Raw genomic sequence first — 13,990 nt, 5'->3', positions numbered from 1 at the left:
TCCTCCCGTCGCCACGCCATCACCGTTGCCCCTTTTTACGCAGGACGCTTTTAATGACCACCGAAAAAACCACCGGTAACCCGATCGAAGACATTTACCCGCTGTCGCCGTTGCAACAAGGGATGCTGTTCCACTCCCTGCTGCACGAAGATTCCGGCGTGTACCTGATGCAGGATCGCTACCGCATCGGTGGGGCCATCGATGAAGGGGCATTCCTCGAATCATGGCGTCAGGTGGTGGCGCTGCACCCTTCCCTGCGCGCCAGTTTCCAGTGGAAAAGCCAGAAGCAGCCGGTGCAGGTCATCCATCGCCAGGTCAAGGTGCCGCTGGACACCCTCGACCTGCGTGGGCTCGCTCCCCATGAGCAGGAAACGCGGATCCGCACGCTGCTGGAAGACGAGCAGAAGGTCGGCTTCAACCTGTCGAAACCACCATTGATTCGCTTCCGCCTGGTACGCCTGGCCGACGAGTCCTACGAATTCATTCGCAGTTTCCACCACATCCTGATGGACGCGTGGTGCATTTCCCTGGTGACCGTAGACTTCCTCAAAGTCTACGAAGCGCTGTGCAACGACCGTACGCCGGAATTGAAAAGCCCTCGGCCGTTTCGCGATTACATCCAGTGGCTGCAACGCCAGGACGCGGGCAAGGCTGAGCAATTCTGGCGCGGCCGGCTGCAAGGTCTCGACGCGCCGACACCGCTGACCGTGGACAACGGCATAACCCGCGACCGCTACACCGATGCCGTGCTGGTGGACGACCAGCTGATTAACCTCGACGAACAGGAAACCCAAGCGTTGGCGGCGTTCTGCCGCAGTCGGCGAATCACCCCGAACACGTTTTTCCAGGGCGTCTGGTCGTTGCTGCTGTCGCGTTACAGCGGCCAGCAGGACGTGGTCTTCGGCGTCACCGTGGCCGGGCGCCCGGCGGACCTGACCGGCGTCGCGGAAATGATCGGCCTGTTCATCAACACTTTGCCACTGCGGGTTTCGGTGGACCCGCACGCCTCGCTCGGCAGTTGGCTGGGCGACCTGCAGAAGCTCAACGTCGACATGCGCGACTTCGAGCACACACCGTTGACCGACATCCAGGGTTGGAGCGATTTTCCCCGCGGCGAAACCCTGTTCGACAGCATCCTGGTGTTCGAAAACGCGCCCATCGACGAACAGATCCTCGAAGGTGGCTTCCAGTTCAGCCTCGAAGGCATGGACCACAGCGTGCACACCCACTACGGCTTGACCGTGGTGATCCTGCCAGGCGAACAACTGGGCATTCGTGTGTCCTTTGACCGCGAGCGCTTCGAGGCCGCCACCATGAAGCGTCTGCTGGGTCACATTGCCAGCCTGGTGCGCAACATGCTCGCCGCGCCCGACGCGCCGCTAGCCAGCTTCGACCTGCTGGCCGTCGAGGAACGCCAGCAGCTGCTGGGCGAATGGGCGCTCAACCCTCACGACTTCCCGTTGGATCAAAGCTACGCCGAGCTGTTTGCCGCCCAGGTTGCCCAGCGCGGCGCCCAGGTCGCGGCGGTCTGCGGCGGAGAAACCCTGACCTACGCCGAACTGGACCTGCGCTCTACCCGGCTGGCCCACGCACTGCATGAGGCCGGCGCCGGTGCAGGTCAGCTGGTCGCACTGGTGGCCCCCCGTGGCCTGGCGTTGTTGACCATGATGCTCGCGGTATTCAAGGCCGGCGCAGCGATGCTGCCCCTTGAGGTCAATCATCCGCCAGAGCGGCTGCGGGAAATCCTCGGCCTGTCCCGCGCGCCTTTGCTGATCGCCAGCCAAGCCTGCAGCGATCTGCTCGGCCCATTGCTCAGCGGCCTCGACCCGGCGCCCGAGGCGCTGTTCGCCGAGGCCTGCTGGACATCCGGCAACGACGCGCCACTGCCGGTGCTCGCCAGCCCAGACAGCCTGGCCTACGTGCTGTTCACCTCGGGATCGACCGGCACGCCGAAGGGCGTGATGATCGAACAGCGCGGCATGCTCAATAACATCTTCGGCAAGGTGCCGGCCCTGGGGCTCAGCGCCGCCGACCGGATTCCCCAGACCGCATCGGTAGCGTTCGACATTTCGGTGTGGCAGTTCCTCGCCGCGCCGGTACTCGGCGCCACTGTGCACATTCTTCCGGACGAAATAGCCCACGACCCGCAACGCCTCTTGCAGGTGCTCGTCAGCGAACGCCTGAACGTGCTGGAAATCGTCCCGAGCCTGATGCGCACTTTACTCGCACTATGCCCGTGCGACCTGCAACTGCCGGACCTGCGCTGGGTATTGCCTACGGGGGAAGCCCTGCCGCCGACCGTGGCCCGGGATTGGTTTGCAAGGTTCCCCGACATCGCCTTGATGAATGCCTACGGGCCGGCCGAATGCGCCGATGACGTGGCCTTCCAGCCGATCTTCGCAGCACCGGGGGTCGAGGTCAGCCACATGCCCATCGGCCAGCCGACCGCCAACAACCGCCTGTATGTGCTGGACGAATCCCTGCGCCCGGTGCCGGTTGGCGTGGCCGGGGAAATCTGTGTCGGTGGCGTCGGGGTCGGCCGTGGCTACCTGCATGACCCGCGGCGCACCGCCGAGGCCTTTATCAACCATCCCCAGCTCGAAGGTCGCCTGTACCGCACCGGTGACCTGGGGCGCTGGCGTGCAGACGGCGTCATCGAATACCTCGGCCGCCGTGACCAGCAGGTGAAATTGCGCGGCCACCGGATCGAACTGACGGAAATCGAACACCGTCTCGCGCAGCACCTCAACGTGCGTGAAGCCGCCGTCCTGCTGCGGGAAAATACCAGCGGCGAAGCCTGGCTGGTGGCGTACTGGTCGGCCCATGACCAGAACTTGGGAAGTGATGGCCTGAGCGAACATCTGCGCACGCAACTGCCGCCGTACATGGTGCCGGCGGCCTTCGTCTGCCTGGACAAACTGCCCCTGAACAACAACGGCAAAGTCGATCGCAAGGCCCTCGCCGCCCGCGAGCTGGATTGGCAGGCCGACACCCAGGAAAGCATCGCCCCGCGCAATGCGTTGGAAACCGCCGTGGCATCCATCTGGGCCGAGGTCCTGGGGCGCGACACGGTGGGTGTGGAAGACAACTTCTTTACCCTCGGTGGGCACTCGCTGTTGGCGACCCAGATCGTTGCCCGTCTGCGCACCCAGTTCAAGCTCGACCTGCCGTTGCGGGTGTTGTTCGAACAGCCGACCGTGGCCTTGCTGGCCGTGGCCATTGCCGCCCGCCAGGCCGAGGCCGTGGCACCGCAAGCCAATACGATCAGCACGCCAAAGGCCCTGCCACGCCCGACACTGCTGCCGCTGTCGTTCTCGCAACAGCGGCTGTGGTTCATCGAGCAACTGACGCCGGGCACCACCCTGTTCAACATCCCGTTCGCGCTGCGCCTCAAGGGTGAACTCAATGTCGAGGCGTTGCACGCCAGCCTCAACGATCTGCTGATACGTCATGAAATCCTGCGTACCGGCATCCACAGCATCGACGGAGTGCCGTGCCAGCGCATCAGCCCGGCGCTGGAAATCTCGCTGCCCTTCGAAGATATGTCGGGCCTGACCGCCACCGCGCGCGAAGGCGCGCAGCTCAATGCCCTGCAAGACACCTTCGAGCAACCATTCGACCTGACCTGCCCACCGCTGCTGCGGGCGCGCTTGCTGCGCCTTGCGCCGGACGAGCACGTGCTCGGCATCGCCCTGCATCACCTGGTCTCGGACGCGTGGTCGGCCACCATCGCGCTGCGCGAACTGGCCCTAGGTTATGAAGCCCGTTGCAATGGCGCCCCCGCCAAACTGCCGGAACTGGCGCTGCAATACGCCGACTTCGCGCTCTGGCAGCGCGAACATCTGCAAGGCGCCGAACTCAAGCGCCAACTCGATTACTGGACCACCACCCTCGACCGCCGCGACAGCGACGCCAGCCCGTTGCTGGCCTTGCCCACCGACCATCCACGACCGTCGGTGCAAAGCTACCGCGCCGGGATCGTCCAGCGTGAACTCAGCGCCGACCTCAGCGGCCGAGTGCAAGCCTTTGCCAGTCGCCTCGGCACCACGCCATTCACCGTCCTGTTCGCCGGCTTCGCCGTGTTGATGCACCGTTTGAGCGGCGACGCCACGGTGCTGGTCGGCACCCCGGTCACCCACCGTGAACAGCCGGGCACCGAAGGCCTGCTGGGTATCCTGTTGAACAACCTGGCGATCCGCGCGGACTTCGAACCGCAAGCGGACTTCACTGCCCTGGTCAAACAAGTCGCCGAACGCTTGCGCAGTGGACTGCTGCACCAGGACCTGCCGTTCGAGCAATTGGTGGACAGCCTGCAACTGCCGCGCAGCCTCAGCCACGCACCGCTGTACCAAGTGATGGTCGCCCAGCAACTGGCCATGGAGTCGCGGTTGCGCTTCCCCGGGCTGGAATTCGAAGCACTGGACACACCACTGCGGCACTCCGAATGCGATCTGGACCTGCACGTGCTGTGCCCGGCCAATGCGCCGATTCAATTGGAGCTGATGTTCGCCCTCGATTTGTTCAATGCCGACAGCGCCCGCCAGACCCTCGCCCGCCTGGAACACCTGCTCGAACACATGCTCGCCGCGCCCCAGCGCCCGGTCGCCGCCTTGCCGCTGCTGATGGACGCGGAGTGGCAACGCACCGTGGTCGAGTGGAACCGTACCGAGATGGCGGTGCCCTCGCACCTGACGTTCGCCCAGTTGTTCGAGCAACAGGCCGAGCGCACCCCGGAGCGTGACGCGCTGTGTTTCGAGGGCCGCAGCCTGAGCTACGGCGAACTCAACCGTCGCGCCAACCAAGTGGCGCATTACCTGCGCAGCCGCGGCGTCGGTGCGAACAGCCCGGTGGCGCTGTGTGTCGAGCGTTCGCTGGAACTGCTGGTCGGCCTGCTGGGCATTCTCAAGTCCGGTGGCGCTTATGTGCCGCTGGACCCGACCTACCCGGTGGATCGTCTGGCGTACATGCTCGAAGACGCGCAACCGGCATTGTTCCTCGGCCAGCAAGGCCTGTTGGAACAACTGGGGGCCGAACTGCCACGGGTGCGCCTGGACAGTGACGCGGCCCTGTTCGCCAACCAGCCGGACAGCAACCCGGCCCCGCTCGCCGGACCGCAAGACCTGGCCTACATCATGTACACCTCCGGCTCGACCGGTAAGCCCAAGGGCACCCTGGTGACCAACGGCTCGGTGGTCAACCTGGCCTGGGCGCGCATCCATGGGCTGTATCGCCGCTACACCAACCAACCGATGCGCACCAGCTTCAACTACTCGTTCGCCTTCGACAGTTCGGTGGCCGAGCTGATCCTGCTGCTCGACGGCCACAGCCTGTACCTGACCCCGGAAGACGTGCGCTACGACCCAGAGGCCCTCGCCGGTTTCTTCCACGACACCCGCCTGGAGGCCTTCGAGTGCACCCCGGCGCAGCTCAAGGCCCTGCTCGAAAGCGACGGCGTTCGCCGTGGCGAGGTGTACCTGCCGCGCTTCGTGCTGTTCGGTGGCGACGCGGTGGACGCACAACTGTGGCAACGCCTGCCATCGATTAACGGCAGCCGCTTCTTCAACACCTACGGCCCGACCGAATGCACGGTGGACGCCACCGGCTGCGCGGTGGATGACTTCCCGCTGCGGCCGATCATCGGCCGGCCGATCGCCAACGTGCGCACCTACGTGCTCGATGCCTTCCTCAACCCGATGCCGGTGGGCGTCCCGGGGGAACTGCACATCGGCGGTGCCGGCGTGACCCTGGGCTACCTCAACCGCGCCGAGCAGACCGCGAAGGTGTTCATCGAAGACCCATTCTCCCCGCTGCCGGGCGCGCGGATGTACAAGTCCGGCGACCTGGTGCGCTGGTTGCCCGACGGTCAGCTCGAATACCTGGGGCGCATGGATCATCAAGTGAAGATCCGTGGCTTCCGCGTCGAACTGGGGGAAATCGAAACCTTGATCGGCGCCCAACCGGGCGTGCGCCAGGCCGTGGTGCTGGCCCGTGAAGACGTGCCCGGCGACAAGCGCCTGGTCGCCTACGTGACGTGCGACCAGCAAGCCGACATCAACGCCTGGCGCACAACCATTGGCGCCGCCCTGCCCGACTACATGGTGCCCTCGGCGTTCGTGGTGCTTGATGACTTGCCGCTGACGGACAACGGCAAACTCAACCGCAAGGCCTTGCCAGCCCCGGCCGTCCAAGCCGCGCCAGACGCCCTGGACCCGCCACGCAGCGCTGCCGAACAGCAACTGGCGGCCCTGTGGGCCGAGTTGCTGAACCTGCCGACGACGCAGATCGGCCGTGACAGCCATTTCTTCTACCTCGGTGGTCACTCGCTGCTGGCGGCGGCGCTGTTTGCCCGCCTGCGTCAACGCTTCGCCAGCGTGCCGCCGTTGCGGGCGGTGTTCGAACACCCGACCCTCGATGCCCTGGCCGCGCTGCTGGGCGATCCCCTGCAAGCCCCGGCGGCGACCTTCGTCCCGGCGATTCGTCCGGCGCGCCTGCCGCTGTCGTTCGAACAGCAACGTTTGTGGTTCCTGGAACAACTGAGCGCCGGCGGTGGCGAGTACAACGTGGTCAGCGCCCTGCAACTGGACGGCGAACTCAATGCCCAGGCCCTGAAAACGGCCTTGGACAGCGTGGTTCAACGCCACGAGATCCTGCGCAGCCGCATCGTGCGCGATAGCGACGGCGAACTGCGGTTGGTGATCGACGCGCAGGTCGACATCACCGTGCAGGTGAAGATCGTGCAGGCCGCCAGTGACGAGCAATGGCAGGCACTGACCGACGCGGCGATTCACACAGAAACCGGTCGCCGTTTCGACCTTGCCGCCGAAGTACCGATCCGGGCCACGTTGCTGCAACGCAGCGGTGGCGCCCAGTCGTTGCTGTTGCTCAGCGTGCACCACTGCGCCACCGATGACGCCTCCAGCCAGAACCTGCTGGAGGAGCTGCGCCAGTGCTACACCGCCCAGTGCCAAGGCACCCCGTCGACACTGCCGGCGCTGGCGTTGCAATACGCCGATTACGCTCTCTGGCAGCGCGAACCCGGTCAACAGACCGCGTTCAGCAGCCAACTGGACTACTGGCGCAACCAACTGGAGGACGGCGACTACCTGCTGGACCTGCCGACCGAACAGGGCCGTCCAAACCAGCTCGACCCGACGGCCGGCGCGGTGCAACTGCAATTGCCGCCCGCCCTGGTGGCACGTCTGCGGCAATTCGCCCAGCAACGCGGTGCCACCCTGTACATGCTCATGCTCGGGGCGGCGCAATTGCTCTTGGGGCGGTACGCCAACCAACGCGACGTTCGAGTCGGCAGCCCGGTGGCCCAGCGTCCATTTGCCGAGTTGCAACCGCTGATCGGTTGCTTCGTCAACACCGTGGTCATGCGCGCCGACCTGGATCCGGCGTTGGATTTCGAAGGTTTTCTCGACCAGGTACGCAACCGTGTGCTGGATGCCCAACAACATCAGGACGTGCCGCTCGACCAGGTCGTGGAGGATTTGAAGCCCTCGCGCAGCCTCGGCCAGACACCGCTGTTCCAAGTACTGTTCGCCATGCAGAACGCCGACTCGTCGAGCCAGCCATGGCCGCAGTTGCAGGTCAGCGAACGCGCCGTGACCGCCCAGGCCACCAAGTACGACCTGAACTGGGAAGTGCACGACGGCCAGGCGCTGTCGGTGTTGCTTGAATACCGCGCCGCGCTGTTCAGCGACACCACGGCCCGGCGTTGGCTGGAACAGTGGCAACAACTGCTGGAAACCATGCTCGAAGCGCCACAAACCCGCCTCGGTGACTGGACACCTGTGCCGGCAGCCGAACGCCAGCGCCAACTGATCGAGTGGAACGCCACCGAGCGTCACTACAGCGGCCCGACCAACCTGCACACCGCCCTGAGCCAGCAAGCGGCCCTGAGCCCCAACGCCCCGGCATTGGTGTTCGAAGGCCAGCGCCTGACGTATGCCGAACTCGACCAGCGGGCACAAACCGTCGCCCGGGCCCTGCGTGCAGCCGGCATAGGCACCGACAGCATCGTGCCGGTGTGCATGGAGCGCTCGGTGGAGATGGTCGTGGCCCTGCTCGGCATCGTCCATGCCGGCGCCGCGTGGTTACCGCTGGATCCGGAGCTGCCGGCCACGCGCCTGGCCTTCCTCATCGAAGACGCCGATGCCAAGGTCACCCTGACCCAAGCCCAGTGGATGCGACGCCTGCCAGCCGGACATGAGGTCTGGACGCTGGATGCGTTGCCAGACGCTGAAGCCTTCGAACCGATCAGCGTCGAGGCCAACGACTTGGCCTACGTGCTCTACACCTCCGGTTCCACCGGCCAACCCAAAGGCGTGATGAACGAACACGGCGCCTTGATGAACCGTCTGCACTGGATGCAGGACGCCTTCCCGATTGGCCCGAACGACCGTGTCCTGCAAAAGACCCCGTACAGCTTCGACGTCTCGGTGTGGGAATTCTTCTGGCCGCTGATCACCGGCGCAACCCTGGTGGTCGCCCGTCCGGACGGCCATCGCGACCCGGCCTACCTCAGCCAGTTGATCCAGCAGGAACGGGTTACGACCTTGCACTTCGTGCCGTCGATGCTGCGCGCGTTTGTCGAGGAACCGAGCCTGGCCGACTGCCACAGCCTGCGCCAGGTCTTTGCCAGTGGCGAAGCCTTGCCGGTGGACCTGGTACGGCGCTTCATGGGCCAGCACCCGGCGGCGCTGGTCAACCTGTACGGCCCGACCGAAGCGGCCATCGACGTCTCGGTCTGGCGCTGCTCGGCCAACGACATGATCGTGCCGATTGGCAAGCCCATCGCCAACCTGCGCTTGTACATCCTCGACGAGGCCATGCAGCCGCTGCCGATCGGCAGCATCGGCGAGCTGTACATCGGCGGCGTCGGCGTCGCCCGTGGTTACCTGAAACGCCCGGACCTGACCGAAGAACGTTTCCTCGCCAGCCCGTTCGTGGCCGGTGATCGGCTGTACCGCACCGGCGACCGTTGCCGCTTCCTGGCCGATGGCAACATCGAATACCTGGGGCGTCTCGACCATCAGGTGAAACTGCGCGGCCAGCGCATCGAGCTGGGGGAAATCGACGCGCTGCTGCTGGCCCAGGCCGGTGTTCGCGACGCCGCCACCTTGTTGCTCGACCAGCGCCTGGTAAGTTTCTGGTGCGGTGACGCCGATGAGGCGACCCTGCGTGCCAACATGAGCGACAGCCTGCCCGCCCACATGCAGCCAAGCCTGTTGGTGCAGCTCGACTGCCTGCCACTCAACAGCAACGGCAAGCTCGACCGCAAGGCCCTGGCCGCCACGCCGCTGTCACACAGCCAAAGCGACCAGCCACGCACCGCGCCACGCAACGCGACTGAAACCGTGCTCTGCGAACTGTTCAGCGAAGTGCTGGGTGGTTCACCGGTCGGCATCGACGACAACTTTTTCCAACTCGGTGGTCATTCCCTGCTGGCCACCCGCCTGGTCAGCCGAGTCCGTGAGCGCCTGGGGGTGTCCCTGCCCTTGCCGCTGGTGTTCGCCCAACCGACGGTCGCGGCCCTGGCCGAGCACCTGCGCGCTGCCATGCCCGGTGAGTCGATCAGCGTACAACCGCGTCCAGAGCAATTGCCGCTGGGTCTGGCCCAGCGCCGCTTCTGGATGCTCAGCCGCCTGGTGCCGGAGTCCCGCGAGTACCACATGCCATTCGCCCTGACCTTGCGCGGCGAGCTGCAGGTCCAGGTCTTGCGTGGAGCCTTCGAGCAGGTCAGCCAGCGCCACCTGGTGCTGCGCAGTCGGATTGTCGAAGCCGACGGCGAGCCGCAATTAGTGATCGACGACCAGGGACCGGCGCTCGCGGTCACTTGCGTTGCAGCCCAGGACTGGGCAGCGGCCTGCGCCAAAGCCCAGGACGAGCTCATGACTCCATTCGACCTGGCTGTCTCAGCGCCTTGGCGTGCGCACCTGTTGCAACGCCAGGACAGCGACGAAAGCCGGTTGCTGGTGTGCCTGCACCACAGCGCCACCGACGGTTGGGCCATGCAGTTGCTCATTGACGAACTGACCCAGGCCTACGCCGCCGGCCTGAACGGGCAGTTGCCCGCTTGGACGCCGCTGGGGATCGACTACGTCGACTTCGCCCTGTGGCAACAGCAGCCAGACACCCAGGCCCGGCGCAGCAACAGCCTGGACTACTGGAAGAACCACCTTGGCCAGGACGACTACCAGCTCGACTTGCCGATCGACCATCCACGCGGCGCCGAAGCCGATCGTCGCGCCCGGCAACTGAGCGTCCGGCTCGGCACCCCGCGCGCCGAAGCCATCCGCCAGTTCGCCCGTCAACGCGGCACGACCACCTATGTGGTGCTGGCCACGGCCCTGAGCGCGCTGCTGGCCCGCTACAGCGGCCAACGGGAGATTCGCTTCGGCACCCCGGCAGACCAACGTGACCATGCGCAAACCCAGACGTTGCTGGCCTGTCTGGTCAACACCCTGGTGATTCGCAGCGACGTCGACCAACGGGCCCCTGCCGAGCAACTGCTCGCCAGCCTCGAGGCCGACCTGCGCGCCGCCCAGGCCCACGCCGACCTGCCCTTCGCCACGCTGGTCAATGCCGTCGCGCAGAACCGCGACTTGAACCGTACACCGTTGTTCCAGGTGCTGTTCTCCCTCAACTATGGCCGCGTCGACAGCAGCCAGTGGCCGGGGCTGAATGTCGAAGAGCAAACGCTGCCGGTGATCGACGCCAAATTCGAACAGAGCTGGGAAGTCCAGGACGACGGCAGCGACATGACGCTGGCGCTGGAATACCAATCGGCCTTGTTCGATGAAGCGACGATGCAACGCTGGAGCACGCAGTGGTGCGCGCTGCTTGACGCCCTGGTGACAACCGCTGGGCGCCCCATGGTCGAACTGTTCCCGCAACAGCAGGATCAGCAGCAACTCGACCGTTGGAACGCCACCGAGCGTCACTACAGCGGCCCGACCAACCTGCACACCGCCCTGAGCCAGCAAGCGGCCCTGAGCCCCAACGCCCCGGCATTGGTGTTCGAAGGCCAGCGCCTGACGTATGCCGAACTGGATCAACGGGCGCAAACCGTCGCCCGGGCCCTGCGTGCAGCTGGCGTAGGCACCGACAGCATCGTGCCGGTGTGCATGGAGCGTTCGGTGGAGATGGTCGTGGCCTTGCTCGGCATCGTCCATGCCGGCGCCGCGTGGTTGCCGCTGGATCCGGAGCTGCCGGCCACGCGCCTGGCCTTCCTGATCGAAGACGCCGATGCCAAGGTCACCCTGACCCAAGCCCAGTGGATGCGGCGCCTGCCAGCCGGACATGAGGTCTGGACGCTGGATGCGTTGCCAAACGCTGAAGCCTTCGAACCGATCAGCGTCGAGGCCAACGACTTGGCCTACGTGCTCTACACCTCCGGTTCCACCGGCCAACCCAAAGGCGTGATGAACGAACACGGCGCCCTGATGAACCGCCTGCACTGGATGCAGGACGCCTTCCCGATCGGCCCGAACGACCGTGTGCTGCAAAAGACCCCGTACAGCTTCGACGTCTCGGTGTGGGAATTCTTCTGGCCGCTGATCACCGGCGCGACCCTGGTGGTCGCCCGTCCGGACGGCCATCGCGACCCGGCCTACCTCAGCCAGTTGATCCAGCAGGAACGGGTTACGACCTTGCACTTCGTGCCGTCGATGCTGCGCGCGTTTGTCGAGGAACCGAGCCTGGCCGACTGCCACAGCCTGCGCCAGGTCTTTGCCAGTGGCGAAGCCTTGCCGGTGGACCTGGTACGGCGCTTCATGGGCCAGCACCCGGCGGCGCTGGTCAACCTGTACGGCCCGACCGAAGCGGCCATCGACGTCTCGGTCTGGCGCTGCTCGGCCAACGACATGATCGTGCCGATTGGCAAGCCCATCGCCAACCTGCGCTTGTACATCCTCGACGAGGCCATGCAGCCGCTGCCGATCGGCAGCATCGGCGAGCTGTACATCGGCGGCGTCGGCGTCGCCCGTGGTTACCTGAAACGCCCGGACCTGACCGAAGAACGTTTCCTCGCCAGCCCGTTCGTGGCCGGTGATCGGCTGTACCGCACCGGCGACCGTTGCCGCTTCCTGGCCGATGGCAACATCGAGTACCTGGGGCGTCTCGACCATCAGGTGAAACTGCGTGGCCAGCGCATCGAGCTGGGGGAAATCGACTCAGCCCTGCTGAACCTGCCGGCCATCACTGGCGCCTGCACCCTGGTGATCGGCAACCGCCTGGTGGCGTTCTACAGCGGCAGTACCTCGCAGTCGGATCTCGCTACGCAGCTCGCAGCCGAGCTGCCGGCGTACATGGTGCCGGCAGTATGGGTGCAGGTACCGGCCCTGCCCCTGAGCAGCAACGGCAAGATCGACCGCAAGGCCCTGGCCGCCCTGCCCTTGCCTGACATCCAGAAAGACTACGCGGCACCGCGCAATGACCTGGAGCGCCTGCTCTGCCAGCTGTTCGCCGAACTGCTCGGCGAAACCTTGACTGGCGGCCGCGAGGTCGGCACCTCGGAAAGTTTCTTCGCGCTGGGTGGTGACTCGATACTCGGTCTCAAGCTGATCTCACGCTTGCGTGAACAGGGCTACTCGCTCACCCCACGCGACCTGTTCCGTTCGCCAACCCCGGCGGCCCTGGCCCACGTGACCACCGCGCTGCTGACCCAGGCCGATCAAGGAGACGTGACCGGGCCGATGCCACTGATGCCGGTGCACCAGTGGTTCTTCGACCAACAACATGTCGAGGCCGCGCACTGGAACCAATCGGTGCTGGCCGACAGCGATCGCCGCCTGGAACCGACCCTCGTGCAAGCCTCGCTGGATCGGCTGGTCGCCCACCACGATGCCCTGCGCCTGCGGTTCACCGAGGCCGACGGCCAATGGCAGGCGCACATCGCGCCGGTGGCTGCGGCACAACTGACTTGCTGCGAGTACCCGGAACAACTGCTGCAAGTTGCACAAGGCCTGGACCTGCAGCACGGACCGCTGTTTGCCGCGGCCCTGCTCGAAGGCACGCCGCAGCGCCTGTACCTGGTGGCCCATCATCTGGTGGTCGATGCGGTGTCCTGGACGCCGTTGCTGGAAGACTTCCAACAGCTGTACGCCGCTCTGGAGCTTGGCGAGCAGCCGACGTTGCCGGCGAAAACCACCTCCTACCGTCAATGGGCCGAGCACCTGCAAGCCCATGCCGTCAAGGTCGCTGCCGAGCATCGCTATTGGAGTGCCCAGACCGGCGCGAACCCGCCGCCAACAGGCACGGTCGCCGGGCGCCAGACATTGTCGGCCGGGTGGGATGCCCGCCGCACGCACCAATGGCTGACCGAGTCCCATGCCGCTTACCGTACGCAACCGGAAGAACTGCTGATCGCCGCCCTCGTCGCGACCCTGGCCGAGGTCGAACAGCGCAGTGAAATCGTGGTGGACCTGGAGCGCCACGGGCGTGATGCCCCGTTTGCCGGGCTGGACGTAGGCCGCACCGTCGGCTGGTTCACCACGCTCTACCCACTGCGAGTGAACGCCAACGGCGCCGCAGGCGATCAGGTGCGCAACGCCAAGCAAGCCTTGCGCGACGTGCCCGGCCTGGGCCTGGGTTACGGCTTGCTGCGTCAGCGCGGTGAGTTGCCGGCCCGCCACGGCGATGTACTGTTCAACTACCTGGGGCATGAGCAAACACCGGGAGGCTGGTTGCGCGCCAGCAGCCTGATGCCACCGCCAGACGTGGCCCCGGTCAACCGGGTGACCCACGCCCGTGAAGTGGTGGCCTGGTTGAAGGACGGCGTGTTGCGTGTCGAATGGCACACCATCACGCCGGACTCCGACAGCGATTTGCCCGCTCGCCTGCTGGAACGTTTGCAGGCGCTGGTCGAGCACTGCCTCGACCCGCAGGCCGGTTCGCTGATGCCAGCGGACTTCCCACTGGCCAAAGGCATGAACCAGGCGACCCTCGATACCTTGCTCAAACGCCTGGGGCCGAAGAAATGAGC

General features: G+C 65.7%; 1 protein-coding gene. It reads left to right on the top strand.

What is annotated here, in order from left to right:
* The first annotated feature begins 53 nt into the window (after positions 1-53).
* Positions 54-13,988 (top strand): non-ribosomal peptide synthase/polyketide synthase, encoded by a 13,935-nt coding sequence (locus tag M1E16_RS12035; RefSeq protein ID WP_458130031.1) that lies wholly within the window; start codon positions 54-56, stop codon positions 13,986-13,988.
* The last annotated feature ends 2 nt before the right edge of the window (positions 13,989-13,990 follow it).

It is taken from the genome of Pseudomonas sp. Z2-11, assembly GCF_054161305.1.
The sequence above is the reverse complement of the archived record's forward strand: the minus strand, read 5'-3'. Positions and strand labels throughout refer to the sequence as shown.